This is a genomic window from Mesorhizobium sp. AA23 (assembly GCF_001672435.1).
Classification (GTDB): domain Bacteria; phylum Pseudomonadota; class Alphaproteobacteria; order Rhizobiales; family Rhizobiaceae; genus Mesorhizobium.
Genome location: NZ_LYTP01000001.1, coordinates 259,187 through 285,565, shown reverse-complemented (window position 1 = coordinate 285,565; position 26,379 = coordinate 259,187). Strand labels below are relative to the sequence as shown.

Annotated in this window: 25 protein-coding genes; 15 read left to right on the top strand and 10 right to left on the bottom strand. The window is 65.1% G+C overall.

The window, feature by feature from the left end; all coding sequences use genetic code 11:
- Positions 1-117 precede the first annotated feature (117 nt).
- From A9K66_RS01335 to A9K66_RS01310, 6 genes are all read left to right on the top strand, one after another.
- Complete coding sequence (locus A9K66_RS01335) at positions 118-861, top strand: FadR/GntR family transcriptional regulator (RefSeq protein ID WP_082953630.1); 744 nt, start codon at positions 118-120, stop codon at positions 859-861.
- A 90-nt stretch (positions 862-951) separates the two neighbouring features.
- Positions 952-2,115, top strand: a complete 1,164-nt coding sequence (gene dgoD, locus A9K66_RS01330) for a galactonate dehydratase (protein WP_245299514.1) — start codon at positions 952-954, stop codon at positions 2,113-2,115.
- Between the two features lie 2 nt (positions 2,116-2,117).
- Positions 2,118-2,894, top strand: coding sequence for an SDR family oxidoreductase (locus A9K66_RS01325; RefSeq protein ID WP_066990055.1), 777 nt, complete (start codon positions 2,118-2,120; stop codon positions 2,892-2,894).
- A gap of 85 nt (positions 2,895-2,979) precedes the next feature.
- Positions 2,980-3,972, top strand: a complete 993-nt coding sequence (locus A9K66_RS01320) for a substrate-binding domain-containing protein (RefSeq protein ID WP_082953661.1) — start codon at positions 2,980-2,982, stop codon at positions 3,970-3,972.
- A 64-nt stretch (positions 3,973-4,036) separates the two neighbouring features.
- On the top strand, positions 4,037-5,557 hold the full coding sequence (locus A9K66_RS01315; protein ID WP_067319034.1) for a sugar ABC transporter ATP-binding protein: 1,521 nt from the start codon (positions 4,037-4,039) through the stop codon (positions 5,555-5,557).
- Entirely contained in the window at positions 5,554-6,543 is a 990-nt protein-coding gene (locus A9K66_RS01310; RefSeq protein WP_082953629.1) for an ABC transporter permease, read from the top strand. The genes A9K66_RS01315 and A9K66_RS01310 overlap by 4 nt, the downstream gene beginning before the upstream one ends.
- A gap of 12 nt (positions 6,544-6,555) precedes the next feature.
- On the opposite strand, the gene A9K66_RS01305 is transcribed toward A9K66_RS01310, so the two are convergent.
- From A9K66_RS01305 to A9K66_RS01295, 3 genes are all read right to left on the bottom strand, one after another.
- Entirely contained in the window at positions 6,556-7,911 is a 1,356-nt protein-coding gene (locus A9K66_RS01305; RefSeq protein ID WP_067319031.1) for a glutamine synthetase family protein, read from the bottom strand.
- Between the two features lie 287 nt (positions 7,912-8,198).
- Entirely contained in the window at positions 8,199-8,897 is a 699-nt protein-coding gene (locus A9K66_RS01300) for a GntR family transcriptional regulator (RefSeq protein ID WP_066990043.1), read from the bottom strand.
- 205 nt (positions 8,898-9,102) lie between these two features.
- Entirely contained in the window at positions 9,103-9,912 is an 810-nt protein-coding gene (locus A9K66_RS01295; protein WP_067319029.1) for a helix-turn-helix transcriptional regulator, read from the bottom strand.
- Between the two features lie 119 nt (positions 9,913-10,031).
- Here A9K66_RS01295 and A9K66_RS01290 point away from each other — a divergent pair, with 119 nt between their 5' ends.
- The 5 genes from A9K66_RS01290 to A9K66_RS01270 all read left to right on the top strand — a co-directional run bounded on the left by A9K66_RS01290 (position 10,032) and on the right by A9K66_RS01270 (position 14,835).
- A complete protein-coding gene (locus A9K66_RS01290) occupies positions 10,032-11,168 on the top strand; it encodes an ABC transporter ATP-binding protein (RefSeq protein WP_067319026.1) in 1,137 nt (378 codons plus the stop codon).
- Positions 11,149-12,312 (top strand): spermidine/putrescine ABC transporter substrate-binding protein, encoded by a 1,164-nt coding sequence (locus A9K66_RS01285; RefSeq protein WP_067319024.1) that lies wholly within the window; start codon positions 11,149-11,151, stop codon positions 12,310-12,312. The genes A9K66_RS01290 and A9K66_RS01285 overlap by 20 nt, the downstream gene beginning before the upstream one ends.
- 74 nt (positions 12,313-12,386) lie before the next feature.
- Positions 12,387-13,250: an ABC transporter permease gene (locus tag A9K66_RS01280; RefSeq protein WP_067319023.1), complete on the top strand. Its 864-nt coding sequence runs from the start codon at positions 12,387-12,389 to the stop codon at positions 13,248-13,250.
- Positions 13,250-14,062, top strand: a complete 813-nt coding sequence (locus A9K66_RS01275; protein ID WP_067319021.1) for an ABC transporter permease — start codon at positions 13,250-13,252, stop codon at positions 14,060-14,062. The genes A9K66_RS01280 and A9K66_RS01275 overlap by 1 nt, the downstream gene beginning before the upstream one ends.
- A gap of 11 nt (positions 14,063-14,073) precedes the next feature.
- The gene (locus tag A9K66_RS01270) at positions 14,074-14,835 is read left to right on the top strand and encodes a glucose 1-dehydrogenase (protein ID WP_067319019.1); all 762 of its coding nucleotides are present in this window, start codon (positions 14,074-14,076) and stop codon (positions 14,833-14,835) included.
- Between the two features lie 19 nt (positions 14,836-14,854).
- On the opposite strand, the gene A9K66_RS01265 is transcribed toward A9K66_RS01270, so the two are convergent.
- Positions 14,855-15,295: a GFA family protein gene (locus A9K66_RS01265; RefSeq protein WP_067319017.1), complete on the bottom strand. Its 441-nt coding sequence runs from the start codon at positions 15,293-15,295 to the stop codon at positions 14,855-14,857.
- Positions 15,296-15,794: 499 nt separating this feature from the next.
- On the opposite strand from A9K66_RS01265, the gene A9K66_RS01260 reads away from it, so the two are divergent.
- Both A9K66_RS01260 and A9K66_RS01255 read left to right on the top strand, forming a co-directional pair.
- Positions 15,795-17,168: a glutamine synthetase family protein gene (locus A9K66_RS01260; RefSeq protein WP_067319015.1), complete on the top strand. Its 1,374-nt coding sequence runs from the start codon at positions 15,795-15,797 to the stop codon at positions 17,166-17,168.
- A gap of 2 nt (positions 17,169-17,170) precedes the next feature.
- Complete coding sequence (locus tag A9K66_RS01255; RefSeq protein WP_067319012.1) at positions 17,171-18,463, top strand: FAD-binding oxidoreductase; 1,293 nt, start codon at positions 17,171-17,173, stop codon at positions 18,461-18,463.
- 81 nt (positions 18,464-18,544) lie between these two features.
- Here A9K66_RS01255 and A9K66_RS01250 read toward each other — a convergent pair whose 3' ends face one another.
- The 6 genes from A9K66_RS01250 to A9K66_RS01225 all read right to left on the bottom strand — a co-directional run bounded on the left by A9K66_RS01250 (position 18,545) and on the right by A9K66_RS01225 (position 24,240).
- Positions 18,545-19,051 (bottom strand): L-2-amino-thiazoline-4-carboxylic acid hydrolase, encoded by a 507-nt coding sequence (locus A9K66_RS01250; RefSeq protein WP_067319009.1) that lies wholly within the window; start codon positions 19,049-19,051, stop codon positions 18,545-18,547.
- Positions 19,048-19,827: an ATP-binding cassette domain-containing protein gene (locus tag A9K66_RS01245; protein ID WP_067319007.1), complete on the bottom strand. Its 780-nt coding sequence runs from the start codon at positions 19,825-19,827 to the stop codon at positions 19,048-19,050. Before A9K66_RS01245 ends, A9K66_RS01250 begins: the two co-directional genes overlap by 4 nt.
- Positions 19,824-20,702: an ABC transporter ATP-binding protein gene (locus A9K66_RS01240; protein ID WP_067319005.1), complete on the bottom strand. Its 879-nt coding sequence runs from the start codon at positions 20,700-20,702 to the stop codon at positions 19,824-19,826. The genes A9K66_RS01245 and A9K66_RS01240 overlap by 4 nt, the downstream gene beginning before the upstream one ends.
- A complete protein-coding gene (locus A9K66_RS01235; RefSeq protein WP_067319003.1) occupies positions 20,699-21,529 on the bottom strand; it encodes an ABC transporter permease in 831 nt (276 codons plus the stop codon). The genes A9K66_RS01240 and A9K66_RS01235 overlap by 4 nt, the downstream gene beginning before the upstream one ends.
- Positions 21,526-22,512: an ABC transporter permease gene (locus A9K66_RS01230; RefSeq protein ID WP_067319001.1), complete on the bottom strand. Its 987-nt coding sequence runs from the start codon at positions 22,510-22,512 to the stop codon at positions 21,526-21,528. The genes A9K66_RS01235 and A9K66_RS01230 overlap by 4 nt, the downstream gene beginning before the upstream one ends.
- Before the next feature lie 117 nt (positions 22,513-22,629).
- Entirely contained in the window at positions 22,630-24,240 is a 1,611-nt protein-coding gene (locus A9K66_RS01225; RefSeq protein WP_067318999.1) for an ABC transporter substrate-binding protein, read from the bottom strand.
- A gap of 342 nt (positions 24,241-24,582) precedes the next feature.
- On the opposite strand from A9K66_RS01225, the gene A9K66_RS01220 reads away from it, so the two are divergent.
- Positions 24,583-25,773 (top strand): Xaa-Pro peptidase family protein, encoded by a 1,191-nt coding sequence (locus A9K66_RS01220; protein ID WP_067318997.1) that lies wholly within the window; start codon positions 24,583-24,585, stop codon positions 25,771-25,773.
- A gap of 184 nt (positions 25,774-25,957) precedes the next feature.
- Complete coding sequence (locus tag A9K66_RS01215; protein WP_067318995.1) at positions 25,958-26,365, top strand: nuclear transport factor 2 family protein; 408 nt, start codon at positions 25,958-25,960, stop codon at positions 26,363-26,365.
- The last annotated feature ends 14 nt before the right edge of the window (positions 26,366-26,379 follow it).

Here is a 26,379-nt window from a genome sequence, read left to right as displayed (position 1 = left end):
AAAGCATCACCGACCCGCTCCTATGATCATGACAGATCGTATGAATGAGTGATTTACATAAGACGTAAGCTTTCATACAACTGCCGGCAGCAACTTGCTCTATCGGGAGAGGATTGCGTGGAAAATATCGTTCCTTCGGACGCAACCGGGTGGATGCCTTCGGTCGACCAGGGCGGCGCAAGCGTGCACAACGCCGTCGTCAGCGTGCTGGGCAGCCGCATCCTGGGCGGCGACTATGCTCCCGGTGCAGCCTTGCCGCGCGAGGAGGAGCTCTGCGCCATGCTGGGCGTCAGCCGCACCTCGGTTCGGGAAGCGGTCAAGGTGCTGTCGGCGAAAGGTCTTGTCGAGGCCAGGCGGCGGGCGGGCGTGCGCGTGCTGCCGCGCGACAGCTGGCGCCTGCTCGACCCGGTGGTGCTCGGCTGGCACCCTTCCATCCAGGATGACGAGGAGCTGGTTTCCGGCCTGCTCGAGGCGCGCCGCATCTTTGAGCCGGCGGCGGCCGAGCTTGCGGCAAGGCGCGCCAGCGCCGCCGATCTCGCCGAAATCGAACGCGCGGTCGTCGGCATGCGCGACAATATCCCGGGCGACCTCAACGCGGTCTGCCAGGCGGACCTTGCCTTCCACAAGGGCGTCATCGCCGCCAGCCATAATGTCGTGCTCAAGGGGCTGGTTGGCATGCTGGAAGCTGCCCTGCGCGCCACTTTCCTGGTCACCAATCCGTTGATGGAGGCGCAATCGCGCGCGCTGTCGGCGCATGTCGCGGTGCTGGAGGCGATCCGCGTCCGCGATACCGCCGGCGCCCGCGGCGCCATGAACAGGCTGCTTGACATCGCCGCCGACGATCTTCACGCCAGAGGGTGACGTTTCCGGCTTGACGCCATTTTTTATCATATGATATTTCAATTTCATATGATCTAATTAGCGTCATGGGAGGTGTTGCGCTTGAGGATCGTGGCCATCACCACGCGCGTCGTGAACGCGGATATGCGCAACTGGGTGTTCGTGCGTGTCGAGACCGACCAGCCGGGCCTCTACGGTTGGGGCGAGGCGACGCTGGAATGGAAGACCCAGGCCGTCGTCGGCGCCGTCAATGACCTCGCGCCGCTTCTGGTCGGCCGCGACCCGCGCGACATCGAGCAGGCGGTGCGCATCCTCAAAAAGCACTCGTTCTGGCGGCTCGGCGTCATCGGCATGTCGGCGGTTTCCGGCATCGAGCTGGCGCTCTGGGACATTTTTGGCAAATGGCTCGATCAGCCGGTCTGGCGCTTGCTCGGCGGCAAGGTGCGCGACCGGGTCAAGGTCTACACGCATCTCGGCCTCGGCGACATGCGCGCCGTCTACGAAACGTTGGAGACCGAGCCGTTGGTGCGGCGCGCCTCCGAAGTGGTTGCCACGGGCTATCGCGCGCTGAAGGCCGTCTTCATCCCCTACAGCCACTATCATGCGCCGCTCGTCGAGGTCGACAAGGTCGGCCGCCTAATGGAGGCGCTGCGCAAGACAGTCGGTCCCGAAGTCGAGATCATGGTCGATTTCCACGGCCGTCCCGCCTCGGCCTCCACCGCGCTCGCCTATATCGACGCGCTTGCGCCCTACCGACCGATGTTCGTCGAAGAGCCGCTGCCGCCGGGCGAGACCGGCGCGCTGGCGCAGCTCGTCGCCAAATCGCGCGTGCCGATCGCCACCGGCGAGCGGCTGATCGATCGTCCCGAATTCGACGACCTTTTCCGGGCAAGGGCGGTCGACATCGTGCAGCCGGACATCTGCCACTGCGGCGGCCTGCTCGAGGCGAAGAAAATCGCCGCCATGGCCGAGGCGGTCTCGGTCGGTGTGGCGCCGCACAATCCGCTCGGTCCGATCGCCGGCGCGGCGGCGCTGCATTTCGCGGTCTCCACGCCCAATCACCTGATCCAGGAAGAGATGGTCGGTGCCGTGCCCTGGTATTTCGAGGTGGTGAAGGGGCCGATCCGCATGATCGACGGCTGCTGGCAGGTGCCGGATGCGCCCGGGCTCGGCGTCGAGGTCGACGAAGCGGTCGCCGACCGGCATCCCTACAGGCCGGAGGTCATGCACACCACCAATGCCGTCCTTGCCGACGGCACCATCGTGGACTGGTGACCATGGCCGGGCGACTGAAGGACAAGGTGGTGATTGTCACCGGCGCCGGGCGCGGCATCGGCGAGGCGACGGCGCGCGCGATGGCCGCCGAGGGTGCGGCCATCGTCGTGGCCGAAAAGGATGCGCTCAGCGGAAAGAGCGTTGCCGCGTCGCTGGTCGAAGCCGGCGCTCGGGCGCTGTTCGTGGAGACCGACGTCGCCGATATCGCATCCTGCAAAGCGATGGCCGAGCAAGCGCTTGCCACCTTCGGCCGCATCGACGTGCTGGTCGCCAATGCCGGCATCAACGTTTTCCACGAGCCGCTGGAAACCACGGAAGAGGAATGGCGGCGCTGCTTTGCCGTCGATCTCGACGGGGTGTGGTATTCGGCGCGCGCCGTGCTGCCGGCGATGCGGGCTCAGACGCAGGGTTCGATCGTGGCGATCGCTTCGTGCCATTCTTTCGCGATCATCCCCTCGACCTTTCCCTATCCGGTTGCCAAGCACGGACTGCTCGGCCTGGTACGATCGCTCGGCGTTCAATACGCGGCCGAAGGTGTTCGCGTGAACGCGATCGCACCCGGCTACATCGAGACGCAGATCGCGGTCGACTACTGGAACACCTTTCCTGATCCGCAGGCGGAGCGCCAGCGCACCTACGACCTGCACCCGCCGCGCCGCATCGGGCGGCCGGAGGAGGTGGCGATGACTGCCGTCTTCCTCGGCTCCGACGAGGCCCCGTTCATCAACGCGGCCTGCATCGTCATCGATGGCGGGCGCTCGGTTCTCTACCACGAATGAGGTTTCGCACCGGCGGCCGGTCGCCGGAAACGTCTTCAAGCAAAAAGGACTCCCGCCGGCCGGGATCGATATTGAGGAGGAAACCATGAAACGCATGATCAGGACGTGGCTTGCTGTGGCCGCGACCGCAGCCGTCGCGCTGACGGTCCATGGCGCCGGCGCGCAGGACAAGATGAAGTTCGGCTATATCAACAAGATGGGCGACCATCCCTGGTTCGTCCGCGAGGTGAAGGGTGCCAAGGACAAGGCCGCCGAGCTCGGCGTCGACCTGCTTGTCCAGGACGTTCAGTTCGACGCCAACCTCGCCGTCACCACCTTCGACACCTATGTCGGCGACGGCGTCAAGGGCATCGCCGTGGTGGTGCCGGACCGCTCGCTCGGCCCGGTCGTCGCCGACAAAGCAAAGGCCGCCAAGATCGGCCTGATTGCTGTCGACGACGACATCGCCTTCGCCGACGGCACGCCGGTCGCCTATGTCGGCATGAACGCGCTCAACATCGGCAAGCAGGTCGGCGGCGAGATTGCCCGCATCGTCAAGGCCGAAGGCTGGGACAAGGACCTCTCCAAGGTGCGCGTGGGCTCGATCGAGGACCAGAAGGCCGACACCTGCATGCGCCGCAACAAGGGCGCGGAGGAAGCGCTGGTCGCAGCGATCCCGGAGATCAAGTCGCGCATCGTCTCGATTCCCTATGACAACACGATGGTTAACTCGATCGATGTCGTGTCGACGACGCTGACAGCCAATCCGGACGCCGAGAAGTGGATCTTCTACTCCTGCAATGACGACGGCGTGCTTGGCGGCGTGCGCGCCACGGAGAATGCCGGCATGAAGCCGGAGAACGTCATCGGCATCGGCATCGACGGTTCCCGCTCCTGCGAGGCCTTCGGTTCCGGCAAGCCGACGGGCTTCCGCGGCACGATGTGGCTGGACAGCGCCAAGCACGGCGCCGCCGCTATCCAGGCGCTCTACGACCAAGCTACCGGCAAGGAGATGCAGAAGGACTATTTCCAGGACGCCACGCTGATCAGCGGCGAGAACTTCGCCAAGTTCAAGGACACTCTCGGTTGCAAGTCCTAGGCTGCCTTTCGGGCTCGGGGCGGATGGCCTTTGGGCGGGCGGCTTCAAAGGGAGTCTCCCGCCCATGACCGTGCCCGTCGTTGCCGTCGAAGGCGTCAGCAAGCGCTTCGGCGCCGTGCAGGCGCTGCGCGACGTGTCGGTCGCTTTCAACGTCGGCGAGATCACCGCGCTGATCGGCGAGAACGGCGCCGGCAAGTCGACGCTGATGCGCGTGCTGGAGGGCGAGCATCGGCCGGATAGTGGCCGGGTCCTGGTCGACGGGCAGCCGGTGCAGCTCAGCTCGCCGCGCGCCGCACACGGCTCGGGCATCCGCGTCATCCACCAGGAGCCGGAGATCATCCCGGAGCTTACGGTGGCGGAAAACATCTTCATCGGCGACATCAAGGCGCGGGGCGCAATTTTTCTCGACCGCGCTGATCTCGAAAGACGCAGTCTCGACCTGTTGCGCACCTTTGGCGTGGTCGACGTGCTTTCGCCCGGGCAGCGCTGCCATGGCCTGAGCCCGGCGCTCAGGCAGCTGATCGAAATCATGCGCGCGCTGCGGCCGGGCGCGCGGCTGCTTGCCTTCGACGAGCCGACCTCGTCTTTGACGGAGGACGAGGCGCAACGGCTGTTCCGCGTCATCCGGCGCCTGAAGGCCGACGGCGTCGCGGTGATCTACATCTCGCACCGGCTGCGCGAGATCATCGAGCTTGCCGATCGGTGCGTGGTGATGCGCGACGGCAGCCGCGTCGCCGACGAACCAATCGCGGCGCTCGACGAGCAGCGCATGGTGCGGCTGATGGTCGGCAGGCCGGTAAGCGACCTGTTCAACCGAAAAGTGCGCGCGCTCGGGCCGGTCCGGCTGGCGCTCGAAGGCGTCACGACACGCCGCGTCGACGGGATCAGCTTCGAGGTCAGGGCAGGCGAGATCGTCGGCCTGGGCGGATTGGTCGGCGCGGGACGGACGGAAGTCGCGCGCGCCGTCGTCGGCCCCGATCCACTGCTCTCCGGGCGGATGGCCGTCGGCGGCCGGCCTTACAGGCCGCGCGAGCCGGCGGATGCGGTTGCCGCCGGAATCGGGCTGGTGCCGGAGGACCGCAAGCAGGAGGCCTTGCTTTTGATGCAGGCGGTGCGCGACAATGTCAGCCTCGTGGTACCCGACAAGGTGTCGCGCTACGGCTTCTTCAGCCGCAGGCGCGAGCGCGCGCTGGTCGCCCGCCATGTCGCCGAGCTCCGGGTCAAGACGCCGTCGATCGAGCAGGCCGTCGGGAAATTGTCCGGCGGCAACCAGCAGAAAGTCGTCTTCGCGCGCTGGCAGGCACGGGGGCCGGCGGTCCTGATCCTCGACGAGCCGACGCGCGGCATCGATGTCGGCGCCAAGGCGGAGATCTACAGGCTCATCGAAAGCCTGGCCGACCAGGGCCTCGCCATCCTGCTCATCTCCTCGGAGATGCCGGAGCTGCTCGGCCTTGCCGACCGCATCCTGGTCATGCAGAGCGGCAGCATCAGCGGCGAGCTGCCGTGGCAAGAGGCGAGCGAGGAGGCGGTGCTGGCACTGGCCATGCGCTCGGACAAGAAAGCAATCGAAAGGAGGGTGTCGTGACCGATACCGCGACCGCCGGACGCGAGCGCGCGCCGGCCAGCCTGTTTGGCCGCATCGGCGCGCAAAACATCAGCCTGCTGATCGCTCTGGTCGTGCTGCTGGCGATCTTTGGCGTGTTGAGGCCGGACGTCTTCTTCACGCCGCGCAACCTGATCAACATAGGCCTCGCGGTCACCATTCTCGGCATCCTGGCAATGGCGCAGACCGTCGTCATCGTATCGGGCGGGCTCGACATCTCGGTCGGGTCGATCGTCGGCCTGAGCACGATGGTGCTGGCCGTCGCCGCCCAGGAAACCGGCTCGATCCCCGCCGGCATCCTCGCCGGCCTGCTCGCCGGATTGCTGGCAGGCGCAGTCAACGGGCTGATCATCGTCTACGGGCCGGTCAATGCGGTGATCGCGACGCTTGGCACGATGTCGGCCTTCCGCGGCCTCGCCTATCTGATGAACAACGGCAATTCCATACCGATCACCGGCGACAGCCTGCGCGCGCTGGGCATCGGCACGCTGTTCGGGCTGCCCTTCGCCATCTGGCTGCTGATCGCGGCGATGGCGGCTTTCATCGTCTTCACCCGTGAGACGGTCGTCGGCCGCAACATCTACGCGCTCGGCGGCAATCCGACGGTGGCGCGGCTCGCCGGCATCCCGATCCGCCGCTACCAGATCTCGATCTATGCGATGAGCGGCTTCGCGGCGGCGGTGGCGGGACTGGTGCTGGCCAGCCGCACCATGTCCGGACAGCCCGCCTCCGGCAGCCAGGGGCTGGAGCTAGAGGCTATCACCGCCGCGATCCTCGGCGGCTGCGCGCTGCAGGGCGGCAAGGGCACGATCATCGGCGCCATGTTAGGGGTGCTGATCATCGGCGTCCTCAACAACGGCATGATCCTGACCTCCGTGCCGACCTTCTACCAGCTGCTCGCCAAGGGCGCGCTGCTGATCCTGGCCGTCATCGTGCAAGAGCGCCAGCGGGCCCGGTCGGGAGAATAGCCCCGCGCGGGGTTAGACGCTTTCGAGATAGGTCTCGATCTCGAAGTCGCTGACATTGAGCGCGAAGGTGTTCAACTCCTGGCGTTTGCAGGCGATGAAAGCGTCGCGCAGCACGGCCGGGAAGATTTCGGCGACGCGCTTGCCGGTCTCGAAGGCGGCGATCGCCGAGGCCCAGTCAGGCGGCAGCTTGGCAAGCGTGAGGCCCTGTCCCTCGCCGCCGGTCGGCTCGCCAGGCGACAGCTGCCGCTCGATGCCCATCAGCGCGGCACCCAGGATCGCCGCCAGCACCAGATAGGGATTGGCGTCGGCGCCGGAAACGCGATGCTCGATGCGGCGCGCGGCAGACGGGCCGCCTGGAATGCGGATCGCCACCATGCGGTTTTCGTAGCCCCAGGCGACAGCCGTCGGCGCATAGGAGCGCGGGCGCAAGCGGCGGTAGGAGTTGAAATGCGGCGCGAACACCAGCGTGCTTTCGGCCATGGCCGCGAGCAGGCCGCCGACGGCGTGGCGCATGGTGTCGGAGCCCTGGTCGCTGCCGTCGTCGAAGATGTTGCGGCCGTCCTTGTCGAGCACGCTGAAATGAACATGGAAACCGTTGCCGGCGCGCTCGCCATAGGGCTTGGCCATGAAGCAGGCGGCAAAGCCGTGCTTGCGCGCGATGCCCTTGACCGTGCGCTTGAAAAGCACGGCGTCGTCCGCGGCGCGCAAGGCATCCGGAACGTGGTTGAGGTTGATCTCGAACTGGCCGACGCCGTTCTCGGCGATCGCCGTATCGACCGGAATGCCCTGCATGCGGCAGGCTTCGTAGATGTCGTGAATGAAGCCTTCGAAATCGTCGATTTCGTCGATCGAAAGCGCCGCATCGGAATCGAGACGCCGGCCGGTGACCGGCGAGACAGGACCGACCGGACGCTGCGATGTCGGATCGACGAGATAGAATTCAAGCTCGGTCGCGGTAACCGGCGTCAGACCAAGCGCTGCGTAGCGGTCGAGGATGCGGGCGAGCGCGCGGCGCGGATCGCCGAGATAGGGTGCGCCGGCCTCGTCGGCGAGCCACAGGGGCAAAAGCGCCGTCGGATGCGCCGTCCAGTTGACGGGCAGGATGCCGCGTCCGGTCCAATGGCAAAGCCCGTCGGCGTCACCGGTCGAGAAAACCTGGGCGTTGCCTTCGATGTCCTCTCCCCAGATGTCGAGCCCGATCAGCGAATAAGGCATGCGCAGCTTGCCTTCGAGCGCCTTGCGCGCCTGCTCGACCGGGATGCGCTTGCCGCGCATGATGCCGTTCAGGTCGCACACCGCGGCCCGCAGGCTCTGGATGTCGCTTCTGCTTTCAAGCCAGTTCAAAACGTCCGCAATTGCATCGCCCAATTTCCAGCCCCTGTTCTTTCGGAGGTGCTGCAGCCGTTCCGGCTACGATATCCATTCTACAGCTTGTGAGTTTATGAAGGTCGCCACGGATGGTTCCAGGCGATGTTCCTTCATTTTTTCAATTCACTAGCTGGGATATCGGGCGGCATTTTGGGTCCATAGCTGCGATCTGCGATCGCAACATAGCTGGCCGCTAGGGGAAAGCCAAGGGGGCATTTGCGCGGTCAACGGTGAGCTGGCTGCCGGTATCGTGATGGCCGAGGGCAATCCCTCGATCTACGCTGGCATTAGTGCCGCAATTCAGGAAACTTGATCTGTTTGAGAATGTGCGTCGCGCCCTCGTCGATGTCGCGCACGATGGCCGCGCGGGCTCGTTCGCCGTCCTGGACCTCGATCGCCGCCACGACCTCTTCATGATAGTCGATGCCGAGAATGCCGGCGAGGTCGTCCTCGAAGCCGATGCGCAGGTTGCGGAGGAAGGGGCCCACCTGCATCCACACGGTCTCGATGAGGAAGATCATCTGCTCGTTGCCGCAGTGGCGGTATATCGAGAATTTGAAGTCGTGATTCTTGCGCAGGTAGTCGTCGATGTCGCCGCTGCGGGCGGCCTGGGTGAGTTCGGCGCAATGACGGCGGATGGCGCGCAGGTTGTTGCCGTTGATGAGGCCGGTGGCGAGCTCAGTGGCCGTGCCTTCCAGGACCGTGCGCACGTCGGTGAGCTGCTGGAAACGGTCCGCCGAAATCATCGGCACCTCGACGCTGCCGTTCGGCATCGGGCTCAGCGCCCTGAGCGCCTGCAGCCGCATGAAGGCGCTGCGCACAGGCATGTCGCTGGTGCCGAGCTCCTTGGCGAGCTTGCGCGAGGTCAGCTTCTGGCCGGGCTGGAGCTGACCCGACATCAGCGCCCGCACCAGTTCCAGATAGACTTTCTCATGCAGCGGTACTGTGTCGAGGGCAGTCAGTCCGAATTGTGTTTTGTCGGCCATTGGCTATGCGCTACTTCGTCCGTCCCTGAAATCTGGTTTAGCCGCTCTGTCTGCAACCACGACACTTGGCCGGCGGCCCTCGATCGCACGATAGACGGTTAACGCGCGGCGCCGCAAGTGAGGCAGGGGCGGCCTTCCCTGCCTGACCCGAACGGCGCCCCTGGGCATGCGCGCCGTGGAGCGGTTCCAGTTAGCTGGAGACGCACTATCCGATGCGCGCGTCGATGATCTCGACGAAGCGCGCGAAGAGGCCGGCCTGCGACCTGATCTTGAGCTTGCGATAGATGTTGCGGCGATGGACCTTCACGGTCCCTGGGACGATCCTGAGCGCCCTGGCGATCGATTCCGTCGAGTGACCTTGGAGCACCAGGTCGACGACCTGTTTCTCGCGCGAGGTCAGCGACAGGCTCTTCCAGATGTGGGCGCGATCCAGCTCATTGGTCACCGCCGCGGCTTCGCCCGGCGGCGCAACCGTGGTCTCTTCGACAGGCAAGGCTGGCCAGCGCTGTCGGCAGAAGCCGACCACCGCGGGAGCCATGTCGCGCAACAGCCTAGCGTCGGCTGTTCCGAACGGCCCCGAGGCGCGCAGCCGCATCAGCGACAGCACCAGCGCATCCTTGCCGGCCAGCGGAACGAAGAAGCCGACCTCCTCGGCGAGCCGGGTCTGGCTGTAGTACGAGCGGTAGTACTCGCTGGCATAGAAGCGGTCCGGCGCCAACTCGCGCATGCGCCAGAAGCCTTCCCTGCGCTCGACCGCGGCGTGATGGAAGGGGTCGAGCAGATAGGGCCCTTCCTGATAGAGCGCGACGAAGATGTGGCTTTCGGCCGGCGAGAAGGTCTCGAACAGAAGCGGCGGCCGCGCAGCACCCCGATAGCCGAAGACGACGCAGTGATCGAAGCGGACATGCCCGCGCAGCCAGCCGACGATCGCCTTGCCGAAATGATCGCCGGTCTCGCGCGCCGCGGCAATCACGGCGCCGAGCGCGTTGTAGTCGTCGCTGCGGGAGGCGCTCAATTCATACCCCTCGAAATGCTAAAATCAATTAAATATACCACCCGTGAGGTATATACTAGGCGCCATTGGCTCTGCTAGCTTTGCAAAGATTGCCTCACGCTGTCGCTGGAGCCCGTGGCTTGACTGCAGTGCCCGATATCGAGTTTCGCGCGGTCACCAAGCGCTACGGCGCCGTCACGGCGGTCAGCGGCATCGACCTTGCCATCCCGCCCGCGGCCTTCGTCGCCCTGCTCGGACCATCCGGCTGCGGCAAGACGACATGCCTGCGTATGATCGGCGGCTTCGAGCAGCCGAGCGACGGGCAGGTGCTGATCCGCGGCCGCGACATGGCCGGAACGCCGCCTTACCGGCGTCCGGTCAACATGGTGTTCCAGCAGTACGCGCTGTTTCCGCATCTCGATGTCGAGGAGAACATCTCCTACGGACTGCGCCAGGCAAGGCCGCGTCTGTCATCGCGCGAGATCAGCCTGAAGGCAGGCGAGGCGTTGGCCATGGTGCAGCTTGCGGGCTACGGACGCCGCAAGATTCACGAGCTTTCCGGCGGCCAGCAGCAGCGCGTCGCGCTCGCCCGGGCGCTGGTCAACAAGCCTGCGGTGCTGCTGCTCGACGAGCCGCTGGCGGCGCTCGACAAGAAGCTGCGCACAGACATGCAGATCGAGCTGCAGAACCTGCAGCGCGAAATCGGCATCACCTTCGTTCTGGTCACCCACGACCAGGAGGAGGCGCTGTCGATGAGCGACTTCGTGTGCGTCATGAATGGCGGCCGCGTGGTGCAAATCGGCCAGCCGAGCGAGATCTATGACGAGCCGGCCGATCTGTTCGTCGCCGATTTCGTCGGCAAGACGAATCTGCTCAGCGGCAAGGTGGCCGGGCTCTCCGGCGACCTCGTCGACGTGGCGCTCGCCGACGGCACGGTGATTTCGGCGCGCAAGCGGGTACCGCTCAGCCGGGGCGAGGCCGTATCCGTCAGCCTTCGGCCGGAATCGCTCAGCCTCTCGGCGCCCGGAGGCGGCGGCCTCAAGGGCATTGTCCGTAACCGCATCTTTCTTGGCTCGACCGCGGAATACGCGATCGAAGTGCAGGGCATTGGATCATTGCTTACCAAGGCCGATCACGTGACTGGCCGGGGCAACCTTTTCAAGCCGGGCGAACCCGTCGCCATCGGCTTCGCCGCCGGAGCGCCGCTGGCGTTTCCGCAACCTAAGAACAACGGGACCAACCAGAGGGAAGACCAACATGTCAAAATCCTATCGTGACGGACTGCCGATAAGCCCCGAAAAATTCGTCGACCAATTGATGCGCCTGAAGCGCGGCTCGATCAGCCGGCGCGACTTCCTTGGCCTCACCGGCCTCGGTGTCGCGACCGCGGTGATGGCGCGCGAGCTCGGCATCATGCCGACACCGGCCTTCGCTGCCGAGAACCTCGGCGACCGCATGTCGATCGCCACCTGGCCGAACTATCACGACCCGCAGACCTTCGAGAACTTCAAGGCCGAGACGGGCGTGGCCGTCGAGGTCAACGTCTTCGGTTCGAACGAAGAGATGCTGGCCAAGCTGCAGGCCGGCGGCTCGGGCTGGAGCCTGTTCGTGCCGACCAACTACACCATCTCGACCTATAAGAGGCTCGGCATCATCGAGCCGCTGGACATGGCCAAGCTCGGCAATTTCGACGGCAGCAAGGAAGATGCCCGCTTCACCGCGGAAGGCACGATCGACGGCACGATCTACGCCGTGCCGAAGAACTGGGGCACGACCGGCTTTGCCGTCAACACCAAGAAGCTCGCCAAGCCGATGTCGAGCTGGAAGGAATTCTGGGACACGGCCATGGCGGAAGGCGACGGCCGCACCATGGTGCATGACTACCAGCTGACCACGATCGGCAATGCGCTGAAATATCACGGCTACTCGTTCAACTCGCTGAAGCAGGACGAGCTCGCCAAGGCCGAGGAACTGCTGCTCAAAGTCAAGCCGCATCTCTTCGCGGTGTCGAGCGACTATCAGCCGTCGATGCGCTCGGGCGACGCCTGGATGACGATGTGCTGGACCAATGACGGCGCGCAGCTTCATCGTGATATTTCAGAAATCGCCTATGTGCTCGGCAAGGAGGGCGGCGAGATCTGGACCGACTTCTACGCCATCCCGAAGGACGCGCCGAACAAGCCGGCCGGCTATGCGCTGCTCAACTACCTGATGAACCCGAAGGTCGCCGTCAAGGAGCATCTGGCCAATGGCGCGCCTTCGACCGACGCGCGGGTCAATGCGCTGCTGCCGAAGGAGGTGCTCGAGAACCCGATCCTCTATCCGGCCGCCGAGCTTCTGAAGCCGCTCGAGTTCGGCGCCGCCGCGACGCTCACCGATCCGGGCCGCGCCGAGCTGATGGCGCGCTTCAAGGCCGCGTGAATCAGGGCACCAACTCCGGTCAAGTTCTTACCGCCGGCGGGCAGAGGCCCGCCGGCGCCGAAGCGGCTTTTTCAATGCGCGGCAGTCTCCTTCGCAAAAATCTCTTGACGGCCGTGCTGCTCGCTCCGGCGACGCTGTGGCTCGTCGTGTTCCTCGTCTTGCCGTTCGTCGCCATCGCCGTCTTCAGCGTCGGGGAGCGGGCACCCGAGGGCGGCTACCAGGCAGCGTTCACCTTCGCTCAATATGCCAACCTGCCGGCTCGGGCGACCGCCTTCTGGAACACGATGGTGCTGGCGCCGGTCGGCGCGCTGGCCTGCCTCCTCGTTGCCTATCCCGTCGCCTATTACCTGGCGCTGCGCGCGCCGCAGCGCTGGCGGCTGATCCTGCTCGCGCTGATCGTCATCCCGTTCTGGACCAGCCTTCTGATGCGCACCTATGCCTGGATGTACATCCTTGGCGGGCGCGGCATTCCCGCCCTGCTCGCCTATATAGGCATCGAGGATCTCAGGCTGATCAACACGCCCGGCGCCGTGCTGCTCGGCATCGTCTATGGCTATCTTCCGCTGATGATCCTGCCGATTTATGTCAGCCTCGAACGGCTCGACCGGCGGCTGCTCGAGGCGTCCGCCGATCTGGGTGCTACGCCGCTATCGACCTTCCTCGGCGTTACGCTCCGGCTGTCGCTGCCGGGCGTGATGACCGGCTTCTCGCTGGTGATGATCCTGCTGCTCGGCGAGTATCTGATCCCGACGCTGCTTGGCGGCGGCAAGGTGTTCTTCATCGGCAACGCCTTGGTCGACCTCTTCTTGCAGTCACGCAACTGGCCGTTCGGATCGGCGATTGCCATCACGCTGGTGCTGGTCTCGGTCGTGGTGCTGATCATCGCCAACCGCCTCTCGACTCGGCTTTCGGGCGCCCGCCGCGTGGACCTGATCTGATGCGCGCCTTCGTCGTTGCCGTCTTTGCTTTCCTCTATCTGCCGATCGCGCTGGTCGTGCTGTTCTCGTTCAATGCGGGCCACCACGCCAGCGAGTTCACCGGCTTCTCCGAGCAATGGTACGGCAAGGCGCTGTCAAACCCGTTCCTTGTCGAGGCGCTGAAGAACAGCCTGTTCATCGCCACCACCAGCGCGCTGCTCGCGGCCTTCTGCGGCACGGCCGCGGCGCTCGGGCTGCAGCGTGTCGGCGCGCGGACAAGGGGCATGTTCGACGCGTTGCTGGGTGCCGCGATCGTTGTGCCGGGCGTCGTCATCGGCATCTCGACGCTGGTGGCCCTGGTGCAGCTCTTCGCCGTCGTTAACCCGTTCCTCGCTTCGGTTTGGCCGACCGACCAGCCGCCGCGCCTGGCGCTCGGCTACGGCTCGATCATCGCCGCGCACGGCCTGTTCTCGATGGCGCTGGTGACGATGATCGTCGGCACGCGGCTCAGCAGCCTCGACCGCAACCTGGTCGAGGCCTCGAGCGATCTCTATGCAACACCGCTGACGACGTTCCGCTCGATCGTGCTGCCGCAGATCATGCCGGCTGTGATTGCCGGCTTCCTGCTCGCCTTCACCTTCTCCTTCGACGACTTCATCATCGCCTTCTTCGTCGCCGGCGCGCAGACGACCTTGCCGATCTATGTCTTTGCCTCGATCCGACGCGGGGTGACGCCGGAGATCAACGCCATCGCGACGATCGTGCTCGCCGCCTCGGTGCTGCTCGTCCTGCTCGCGCAATGGCAGCTCGGCCGACGAAAACCATCGCCGTGAAAGACAGATCCATGATTTTGAAAGATCGCATCGCCGTGGTGACGGGCGCCGGGTCGGGCATCGGGCGCGCCGGCGCCATGATCATGGCGCGGGAAGGGGCTGTCGTGGTGATCGCCGACCGGGATCCGGCGGCAGGCGAGGCCACGGCGGCCGCCATCCGCGAAGCCGGCGGCCGCGCCGAAGCGGTTGCGACTGATGTCGGCAACGACACGGCGGTCGAGGACCTCATAGCGGGAACGCTCGGCAAGCACGGCCGGATCAATATCCTGCACAGCCATGCCGGCATCCAGGTCGGCGGCACGCTGACGGAAGTCAGCACCGACGGCATGGACGCGTCGTGGCGGATCAATGTGCGGGCGCAGTTCCTCGCGGCGAAGACCGTCATGCCGGCAATGATCGCGCAGGGCGGCGGGGTCATCCTCAACACTGCGTCCAATTCCGGCGTCTTCTACGATCGCGAGATGATCGCCTATGCCACGTCCAAACATGCGGTGGTGGCGATGACCAGGCAGATGTCGCTCGACTACGCCAAGCACAATGTGCGCATCAACGCGCTCTGTCCGGGCTGGGTCGACACGCCGTTCAACGAGCCGTTCATCACCCAGATGGGCGGACGCAACGCGATCGAAAACTATGTCCGGACCAAGATCCCGATGGGGCGCTGGGCGAGCGCGCAGGAAATCGCCGAAGCAATCCTGTTCCTGGTCTCCGACCGCTCGTCCTTCATGACCGGCCAGGCGCTGGTCGTCGACGGCGGGGAAAGCATCGGCTGAGGCGCGCTTGGCGAGCGATCTACCGGTCGACTGGATTTCCGAATGCCGGATCGCGACGTCGCGAGTAGGTGTCGATACGCGGCAGATCGTCGGAGAATTCCAGCCAGGGCAGACGCAGCCGCCAATAGGCGTGGGCTTGTGGCCGAAACCGCTCCGGATGGTCCAAGAAGCCGATCGTGACATAAAGCTCGTCGTTCAGTCCCTCGTCGCGATAGGCGATCGAGGTGCCACATTTCTCGCAGAAGCTGCGGACGATGCCCCGGGTCTTCGAGAATTCCCTGGGCTGGCCGCGGGTCAAGCGGATCTGGTCCGGCCGGTAACCGATCCAGATGGTCAGCGGGCTTCCGATCGCCCGGCGGCAGTCGTCATCATGGTCGAAGCAGGTCCAGAACGGATCGCCCTGCATCTCGGCCGCGATCGCCCCGCAAAAACATGCCCCCGTTTCGATCCTGCCTTCCATCCCATCGCTCCTGATCGTGCTGAATTCCGTCGGCCGCGCTGTGCGCCGGTGGCGTGCTCAGTGGGAACATCAAAACCGGCAGCGAGTTCCTTCGGGCGGGCAACGCGCGGAGCGGCCCCAGCGGGCGGGCTTGCGCCGGAAGCAACGATCGGTCAAACCATAGGCCAGGTTCCTTGAAGAGGTTTGCCGCGCAAATGGCAAAAAGACGCTCCGGCTCTCGGCTGTTTTCAATTTCGGCCGCAAGAAACCGTCTTTCGGCGGGGCATCACTAGTCATGCGCTGTTGCCGGCACGAGAATCTGCAACGCGCGGAGGAGACCAAGGTCGGTTCCCACGTCGTTCGCGACGGCTGGACCGAGGGGGTATGCGGAGCGCTCGATCCGGCCTGTTGGCCGGCCATCAGGCGGGCGTCCGTCGTTCAGATCACGTAGCTTACTCAGCGCTCAAACCGAAACGGACGTGCCCGCCGAAGCGATTTCTCCTTCGTACGGACATGACTGATGCCTGACAAACTGAATTCCTCATTTCCCAGCACCGATCCGCAAAGCTGGCTGACCACGCATGGAATAAGCGAGGTCGAGTGCCTCGTGCCCGATGTCAACGGTGTGCTGCGCGGCAAGGCCTTGCCGGCGGCCAAGTTCCTGAAGTCGCTCGAGGACCGTGCGCTCTACCTGCCCAGCAGCGCTTTCCTGGTCGCGATGGACGGCCGCTATTCCGGCTCCATCGATGAAGGGTTCGCCTATCAGGACCCCGACATGCGCATGGTGCCCGACCTGTCGACGCTCAGCGTTGCGTCGGGCGGCGGAGCCGGCAAGGCCTATGTCTTTGCCGATACGTTTCACATGGACGGCCGGCCGTGGATGGCTTCGCCGCGCCATGTGCTGAGGGCCGTGCTCGATCTTTACCGCCGGCGCGGCTGGCACGCCGTGATGGCGCCGGAGCTCGAATTCTACCTCACGGCGCCAAATCCCGATCCGGATCGGCCGCTGACCGCGCCAGTCGGGCGCAACGGACGGCCGGAAAGCGTGCAGCATCCCTATGACATGCAGGCGCTGGAGGAGTTCGAAGCGGTGACGCGTCACCTTTATGACCACGCCGCGGCCGCCGGCCTGCCCCTCGACACGCTGATCCACGAATCCGGCACGGCGCAGCTCGAGATCAACTTCCTCCATGGCGACCCGCTGGCGCTGGCCGACAAGGTGCTGTTGTTCAAGCGCATGGCCAGGCAGGCGGCGCAGGCGAGCGGTATGCACGCCACCTTCATGGCGAAGCCGATCGCGACGCAGGCCGGCAGCTCGATGCATCTTCACATGTCCATCCTCGACGAGCGCGGCGAGCCCCTGTTTGCCGGCAAAGACGGCGAGGACACAGAAATGTTCGCGCACTTCATCGGGGGCCTGCAGAAATACGTGCCTGAAATCATGCCGCTGTTTGCACCGAACGTGAACTCGTATCGCCGCATCCGGCCGGGCCACAGCGCGCCGGCCAATATTGAATGGTCGCATGATAACCGCTCCTGCGGCTTGCGGGTGCCAATGGGCGGGCGCGCCGCGCGGCGGGTGGAGAACCGGCTGCCCGGCGCCGACGCCAATCCCTACCTCGCCATGGCCGGCTCGCTCCTCGCCGGATATCTCGGCGTCGAGGAGAAGCTGGCCCGCTCGCCGGAGGCCTTGGGCAACGCCTATCGCAGCCAGAGCACGCTGCCCAAGACCATGGAGGAAGCGCTCGACCGTTTCGCCGCCTGCGAGCCGGTGCGGGTGCTGCTCGGGGAGGATTTCTGCCAAACCTATCTGCGCGTGAAAAGCGTAGAGCTCGACCTGTTCCAGACCGTGGTGACGTCGTGGGAACGCGACCATCTGCTGCTCAAAGTGTGACCATGGCTTCGACGGGTTTCAATTCCGGTCTTGATATCGGCAAATCCTATTATGTGGCGACTGCCAATCCGGCGCCGGACCATCCGGCGCTTACCGGCGATGCAGAAGCCGACCTGGTGGTCGTCGGTGGCGGCTGCACCGGGCTTTCGGCGGCGCTCCATGCGGCCGAACGCGGCCTTAAAGTGGTGCTGCTCGAAGGCGGCAAGATCGGCTGGGGTGCCTCTGGGCGCAATGGCGGCCAGATAATCCCCGGTCTGCGCAAGGGCGCCAAGGAGCTGGTCAGAGCGTTCGGGCCGGAGCGGGCGAAGGCGCTGTTCGACCTCGCCTTCGAGGCGCGAGGCTTGGTGCTCGACATTATCGAGCGCCACGGCATCGAGTGCGACTTGCGGCTGACCGGCCATCTGGTCGGCGCGGTCAACGGCTCCGACATGCGCGAATTCGAGGAGGAGGCCGAGTGCCTCGCCAAGGTGATGGACTTCCCGCATGTCGAGATCCTGTCGGCGGCGGAGGCGCGGCGCATGGTCGATACGCCTTATCTCGGTGCATCCTTCGAGACGCTCGGCGGCCACATGCATCCGCTGAACTACACGCTGGGGCTCGCCGGGGCCGCTTCTGCCGCTGGCGTCACCATCCACGAGAACTCGGTCGCCGTCCGGCTGGAGCGCGAACCCTTTATCCGGGTGTTCACCGACAAGGGCTCGGTCCGTGCCAGGCATGTGGTGCTGGCCGGCGATGCGCTGCTCAACGGGCTCGAGCCGCGCGTCAACAGCCGCATCATGCCGATCGGCAACTACATCGTCGCCACCGAGCCGTTGGGCGCGCGCAACGTCATCCCGTCCAACGCTGCGGTTTCGGACACGCTTTTCGTGGTCAATTACTACCGCATGTCCGCGGATGGCCGCCTGCTGTTCGGCGGCGGCGAGCGCTATACGCCTTCGCCGCCGGCCGACATTGCCGGCTTCGTGCGGCCGCATATGGAAAAGACCTTTCCGCAGCTTAGGGGGTGCCGGATCGACCATGCCTGGGGCGGGCTCGTGTCTGTGACGACGTCGCGCCTGCCGCATGTCGGGCATTATGGCGAGGTCTATTTCGCGCATGGCTATTCCGGCAAGGGCGTCATCCTGTCGACGCTGTCGGGCAAGCTGCTCGCGGAAGCGATCACCGGCGACGCCTCGCGGCTCGACCTGTTCTCGACGCTGACGCCGCTGCCGTTCCCCGGCGGCACGGCGCTGCGCGGGCCGCTCTATGTGCTCGGCATGCTGTGGTATGCGATGCGCGATCGACTCAGGCGTTGAGCGCCGACTTTCCCGTCGGTGCCAGCGACGAATCCGGCGCGGAACTGCACGTCTTCGGCCGAAAGTCAAATCGTCGGCTCGCTAGGTGTCGCGGTTGGTCAGCGCGATGTGGCAGCAGCCGGAGCCGTGGCCCGGCGTCCAGGTCACGTTGGCGAAGCGCACGCCGGTTGCTTCGAACAGTCCGCGGTCGAAGGCGCCGGCGATGCGGCAGAGCGTGGCAAGCTTTTCCTCGCCGACGCCGGCCTCGATCCAGGCATCCTTCAGCGGGCAGCGCTTCACCTTGAAAGCGATGCGGTCCGGCCTGCGCTCGACGTCGATCGGATACATGCGCCCGCCATCCGGGCTGACGGAAAGGAACGCCTCGCCGATCGCCAGCGCATCATTGGGGCCGAAACCGGCGAAAGCGGCCGCTGCAACTTCCCGGCCTCGCTTTTCGATGGTGCGGATCATTAATGCTTCGGCCTTCTCGGCGCCAAGCTCGGCGGTCAACTCATCGAGGAAGAGGCGATAGAGATCGCCCCGGTAGCGAAAGGCGGAGTCGAGCTCGCGCGACAGTTTTTCGGCAATGGCTGCGTCGGAGTCGGTCATGGTGTTTTGATCCTATTCAGCCTCGGGGTTGCCGCCACCAGCGCCTTGCCGACCGCCGATTGCGGGCTGGCGATGACGGTGCGGGCGTCGCCGCTCTCGGCGACCCGGCCGGCATCGAGGAGAACGATGCGATGCGCGAGGGCGCGGATTACGCCGAGATCATGCGAAATGAAGAGATAGGCGATCCGTTCCTGTCTTTGCAGGTCGAGCAGCAATTCCAGGATCTGTCCGCGCACCGAAACGTCGAGCGCCGAGACCGCCTCGTCGAGGACGATCAGCGACGGTCGGGTGGCGATGGCGCGGGCGATCGCTACCCGCTGGCGCTGGCCGCCGGAAATCTCGTGGATCGCGCGCGCGGCAAGGCCGGCATCGAGGCCGACCCGCTCCAGGAGGGCTGCGATGCGGCGCGGGCGCTCCGAGCGCGAGGCGATGCCGTGGATGCGCAACGGGTCGTCCAGCGCACGCGCCACGGTGGAGCGCTGGTTAAAGGCGGCGAGCGGATCCTGGAAGACCATCTGGAGGCGGGCACGGCGGGCGCGCAACGCGGCGCCCGACAAGTTAAGGAAGTCTGTGCCCTCGAATTGGATGCGCCCGGCGTCGGGCTCGAGCAGGCGCAGCACCAGCCGCGCAACGGTCGACTTGCCACTGCCGGACGGACCGGCGAGGGCCAGCGTTTCAGCCGGGCCGATCTCAAACGAGACATCGTCGACGGCCGCAAAGGGTTTGCCGCCGCGGCGATAGCGCTTGGAAAGATTGGAGACGGCGAGCACGGTCATGCCGGGGCGCCTTGCCGGTCAAGAAGCGGCCTGGCGTCGAGACCGAGATGGGCATCGAGCAGCGTGCGGGTATAGGCATGGCGCGGCGCGTTAAGGATCTGGTCCGTGTCGCCCAATTCGACCAACTCGCCATGACGCAGCACCGCGATGCGTTCGGCGAGCGTGGCGGCGAGCGCGATGTCGTGGCTGATGAAGGCGAGCGTCAGGCCGTCCTCGTTGACCAACCCGCGGATCAGGGAAACGATCTCGGCCTGGACGATGGTGTCGAGCGCGCTGGTCGCCTCGTCGGCAATCAGCAGTTTCGGGGCGGCGGCGATGGCCGCTGCGATTGCAACGCGCTGCTTCTGGCCGCCGGACAGCTGGTGCGGATAGGCGCGCAAGATGGCTTCGGAGTCGGGCAGGCGGACGCGCTCGAGCAGGGTTTTGGCTTTGGCATAGGCCTCGCGCCAGTTGAGGTTGAGATGCGTGCGTGCGACCTCGGCGATTTGCTTGCCGACCGGCATCACCGGGTCGAGGCTGAAGGAGGGGTCCTGGAAGACGAAGCCGATGTCGCGGCCACCAATGGGCTGAAAATGCGGAGGCTGGCGATCCTGCGCACCCCCCTCTATCCCGCCGGACGACTGGACGGAGGGGGGTGTGAGGGAATGAGACGATCGAGGTTTCTGCCACTCGATCGAACCTCCAACCTCGGCCGCTTCCGCCAACAATCCCGCAACCGCCAGCGCCAGCGTGCTCTTGCCCGAGCCGCTCTCACCGATGATCGCAAGGCGTTCCCCGGCTTCCACATCAAGGCTGATGCCCTTCAGCGCCGTTACCTCGACGCCGTCGCGCCGATATCGCACGGTCAGATCGCGGATCGAAAGCAGCGCAGTCACGACAGGCTCCTGCGTACCGCGGTGCTTTCCACCACGCCCTCGCCGGCGAGGTAAACGCCGAGAACGGTCAGCACCAGCGCGATACCGGGAACGATCGACAGAAAAGGCGCGGTGCGCAAGACAGTGCGGCCTTCGGCGATCATGCCGCCCCAGGTGACGCGGTTGGGATCACCGAGGCCGAGGAAGGAAAGCGCTGCTTCGGTGAGGATGGCGGCCGCGACGATCACCGAGGAAAGCGCCAGCACCGGCGGCAGCGCATTGGGCAGCACCTCGCGAAAGGCAATCTCGAGCGGATGCATGCCGATGACGCGAGCGCCGGCGACATAGTCACGCTCGCGGATCGACAGCACTTCCGCGCGCGCCACCCGCGCCGGCCCGGTCCAGGCGCCGAGCGCGATGGCCGCGATCACCGCACCAAGCGAGGGGCCGACGATGCTGACGAACGCCAGCGCCAGCAAAAAACTCGGCACGGTCTGGAAGGCGTCGGTGATGCGCATCAGCACCTCGTCGATCAAGCCGCCGGCGAAACCGGCCAGCGTGCCCACCACCGCGCCGACCAGAAGCGCAGCTGCGGCCGCCGCTAGTCCAACCGCCAGCGAGGTGCGCGCGCCGTGGAAAAGTTCGGCCAGCACGTCGCGGCCGAGCCGGTCGGTGCCGAGCGGCAGCGACCAATTTTGCAACGGCGGCAGCAAGGCCGGGCCGGCGATCGCTTGCGGGTCGCCCGGAAAGAGCAGCGGCGCTGCCAGCGCGATCGCGACGAGCAAGGCGAGGATGAGTGCGCCGGCGATCGCTTCCGGCGTCTGGAAAAAGCGATGCAGCCTCTTCATGCGACCGCCTCGCCGGCACCGACGCGCGGATCGAGGAAGGCGTAGGCGAGATCGACCAGGAGGTTGATGACGATAACGAGCACGGCGCTCACCAAAATGATGCCGAGCAGCAGCGGCGTGTCGCGTCCGGCGACGGCTTCCTGCGCCAGCCGGCCGAGGCCGGGGACGGCAAAGACGCTTTCGATGACAACGCTGCCGCCCAGCATCTGCGCCGATTGCAAGCCGAGCATGGTGACCAGCGGCAGCAGCGCGTTGCGGGCGACATGCGCAAGCACGATGCGCCGGCGCGGCAAGCCCCTGGCACGGGCGGCAAGCACGAAATCCTGCCGCCAGGCTTCCGCCATGCCGGCGCGCATCATGCGCAGATAGAGCGCGAGATAGATGAAGCCGAGCGCCGAGACCGGCAGCACAAGATGGGTGGCGATGTCGCCGGCCCGCGCCACCCCGGTCTTGGCCGATGCGATGGTCTCGATGCCGCCGATCGGCAGCCAGCGCAGGTCGACGGCAAAGACGACGATCAGCACAAGGCCGAGCCAGAACCCCGGCACGGCGTAGAGCGCCAGCGAGCCGATCGACAGGAAGCGGTCGCGAAAGCTTCCGGGACGCGCGCCGGCATAGATGCCGAGCGCCGAGCCGAGGCCGAAGGAGAGCGCGGTTGCGCTGCCCATCAGGATGAGCGTGGTCGGCAGGCGTTCGAGGATGACGTCGCGGATCGGCCGCGAGAACGTGACGGACTGGCCAAGGTCGAGGTGCAAGAGCGCCCAGAGATAGTTGGCGAGCCGGGTCAGTTCCGACTGGTCGAGGCCCCAGCGGTGGCGCAGCAATTCGATCATGCCGGCATCGCCGCCGGTCGAGACGATATAGGCGTCGACCGCGTCGCCGGGGGCAGCTTCGAGCAGCAGGAAGCTGCCGATGACGACGATCAGCAGCACGAAGACGCTGCCGACGAGACGGCGGCGCAGGAGGGTGAGGGCTCGGGTCATGGCGACGCCATATCAGGGCCAACCCTTGGATGCCGCGTCCGGCAGGACAGAGGGGGGGCGCGACGGAACTCTCATTCTCAAAGCTCAGCACCCAGGCAGGCAATCCGCAAGTGCGGATCAACCCGCCAAAAAGGTGTCCGCCCAGTTCGATACCGCCCAGCGCGGGTTGTTGGCGATGTTGCCGACAGTGTCGCGGGCGACGGAAATGAAGCTCCACTCGGCGACGTTGATCAGCGGCAGGTCGGCCGCCACCATTTTCTGGAATTCCTTGTAGAGCTCGGTGCGGGCGGATGTGTCGAGCGTCTCTGACGCTTTGGCGATCAGCGCATCCAGGTCGGCGTTCTTGTAGCCGCCCTGGTTGGAGAAGGGCACGCCGTCGGGGATGCCGCTCTGCACCAGGATGGTGGTCGAGATCGCCGGGTCGCCGCGGAACACCGGCGGGCCGACGGCGAGGTCGAAGGCGTGGTCGGTATAGACCGCTTTCATATGGGCGGCCGAGTCGTTGTTGACGATTTGGGCGTCGATGCCGATTAGGGCCAGCGCCTGGCGCAGGTAATCGCCGAACTGCTTGGTCTCATTGAAATACGGCGCCGGCAGCAGCTTCAGTGCAAAGCGCTTGCCGTCGTCGGCCCGTTTGTAGCCGGCCTCGTCGAGCAGCTCGTTGGCCTTGGCGACGTCGAAGGGGTAGATCGGGACGTCAGCAGTGTAGAATTGCGGATCGTTCTTCGGCACCGGACCGGTTGCGGTCGCGGCGTAGCCGAGGAAAATTGTCTTGACGACGAAATCCTTGTCGATGGCATGCGCGATCGCCTGCCGCACTTTCAGGTCCGCCAGTTCCTTGCGGCGATGGTTGATCTCGACGACGAGCTGGTAGGTCAGCCCCTCATAGCCCTTGGTGATGACCTTCAGGCCCGGCACCTTTGAGATGCGGTCGAGGTCGGCGAGCGGCACGGCGGAGAAGGCGGCGAGCTGGATTTCTTCCGCCTCGAGCGCCGCAGCCGCAGAGGTTCGGTCGGGCAGCACCTGGTAGACGATCTCGTCGAGATAGGGCTCGTCCTTGTCCCAATAGGCATCGTTCCGCGCAAGCCGATAGTACTGGCCGGCCTTGTATTCGGCGAATTTGAACGGGCCGGTGCCGACCGGAGCGTTGTTGGCCGGGTTGTCCTCGATCTTGCCCACCTCATAGACGTGCTTCGGCACGACGCTGCTCAATGCCGGCAGCGCGTTGCGGATCAGCTGGAACGGCGTCGGCTTGGCGAATTTGAACACGGCCGTCAGCTTGTCGGGCGTGTCGACGGCTTCAAGGTCCTTGAACACCGTGCGGCCGAGATTCTGCAGAGGCTTCCAGACCTGCAGCGCGGAGAAGGCGACGTCGGCGGAGGTGAAGGGCTTGCCGTCATGCCATTTGACGCCGTCGCGCAACTTGAAGGTCACCGACCGGCCGTCGGCCGAGCCTTCCCAGGAAAGCGCAAGGCGCGGCTGAAGCCCGTCCTTGCCGTCGAAGGAGGCCTCGGCCAGCGTCTCGACCACCTTGCTGGAGATGAAGAAGACGCCGTTGGAAGCGACAATAGCCGGATTGAGGTTGCGCGGCTCGGAGTCGGCGGCCACGATCAACCTGCCGCCCTTCTTCGGCGTCTGCGCCCGGCCGATGGCCGGCAACGCGGTCGAGGCCAGAAGCAGTGCCGAGCCAGCCAGCAGGCCGCGGCGTGAAATCGGCAATCCGGACATCCTCAAGCTCCCCTCTTCACCCGCGACCGGCGCGGGCAACCTCAAAATCAGCGGGATTATGGCCCTTGGCAAAGGTTTCGCCAGAGACGGATTTGGCGCATGCTGGCTTGGCTCTGAAATTTTCGTCCGCTGGACCAGTTATATTCGGTCTGCGGTCGCGACTATCTGGTAGGACCAGAATAAGCCGTACGCGGCCTCAAGCCAAGTAGGAGAGGGCGGGATCAGCCGGATGCTGTCAATTCTGGCTGGACCAAAACGGTCAAGATGGTGCAGATTTGGTCGCAAACGGCAGTTTCATCATGTTTGACTGCTTGAGCGGCCGAGGAAATCAGGGAGGGAAAGATGAACATCGCTCCGGGCAAAACCGAGGCCAGCGGCATCCCGTTCGACCAGGCTCGGGTGGACCGGCTGATGGAGGAGGCCGGCATCGATGTGCTTTTCGCCACCTCCAAGCACAACACGCAATATCTGCTGGGCGGCTACAAGTTCATCTTTTTCGCGGCGATGGACGCCATCGGCCATAGCCGCTACCTGCCGATCGTCCTCTATGAAAAAGGCGGGCCGGAGCATGCGGCCTATATCGGCAACAAGATGGAAGGCGGCGAGCACGAGAACCATCCGTTCTGGACACCGACATTGCATGCGGCCTGCTGGGGCACGCTCGACGCCGCCAACCTTGCCGTCGAGCATCTGCAGAAGATCGGCAAGCAAGCTGCTCGCATAGGCATCGAGCCTGCTTTCCTGCCGTCGGACGCTTACTCGCTGATCCGCAAGGCACTGCCGGACGCGAAGCTGATCGATGCCACCGGCATGCTGGCGCGCATGCGCGCCATCAAGACCGAGGCCGAACTGGAGAAGCTGCGCACCGCCTCGGAACTAATCACCGATTCGATGCTGGCGACCATCGCCTGGGCGCGCGAGGGCACGACCAAGACCGACATCATCGAGCAGTTACGGCGCGAGGAGACCAATCGCGGCGCGCATTTCGAATATTGTCTGCTGACACTGGGTGCCAGCCACAACCGTGCTGCGTCGAGCCAGGCGTGGAAGCAGGGCGAGGTGCTGTCGATCGATTCCGGCGGCAACTATCACGGCTATATCGGCGACCTCTGCCGCATGGGTATTCTTGGCGAGCCGGATGCCGAGCTCGAGGATCTGCTGTCCGAAGTCGAGTCGGTTCAGCAGGCCGCGTTCTCCAAGGTCAAAGCCGGCACGCTCGGCGGCGACATGATCGCGCATGCCGAGAGCGTGCTGAAAGCCTCCAAGGTCGCGGCCTTCACGGATTTCTTCGCCCACGGTATGGGGCTGATCACGCATGAAGCGCCGTTTTTGATGACCAACCATCCGGTCACCTATGAAGGCACCTATGCGGCCAAGCCGCTGGAAAAGAACATGGTGCTTTCGGTCGAGACCACCATGCTCCACCCGACGCGCGGCTTCATCAAGCTCGAGGATACCGTGGCGGTGACCGACACAGGCTATGCGATGTTCGGCGATCGCGGGCGTGGGTGGAACAGGGGCGGGGTCGCCTAGAGCGCGCTCGGGAAACCAATCACTTCGAATGACCGAGTTCAAACCTCGGGGCGGCTTCTGCGGATTGATGGGAAACAAGCTTCGTCGTGCGCGCCCGCCGTCCTGGGTGTATCTTGCTGACTTGAGTTGTGGCCCGGCGCCTCCTACCAGACCGATTACGTCGGGCCGGTAGCAGGAGGAAGTTATGGCAGACGTAACATCAAGAAATCAGAACTCCGAGCTCATTCGGCGGGGTTACGCCGCCTTCAACTCCGGAGACATGGACACGCTTGCGCAAATCATCGACGAGAAATGCACGTGGCATAGCCCGGGAAGGAATCCGATCGCCGGGGACTACAAAGGCCGTGAGGCGACTTTTGCCCAGTTCGGCCGTTATGGCGGGCAAACCCTTGGCACCTTCAGGGCGAATCTTCTGCATGTCATGGAAAGTGAGGACGGACGTGTGGTCGGCGTCCATCGCAATACCGGGGAACGCAACGGCAAACAGCTTGATGTGCTCTGTTGCATCGTCTTCGACATCAGGGCCGGCAAGGTAGTCGATGGCCGGGAACACTTCTACGACCTCTACGCCTGGGATGCATTCTGGGCTTAGCCTGGAGGTGCTAT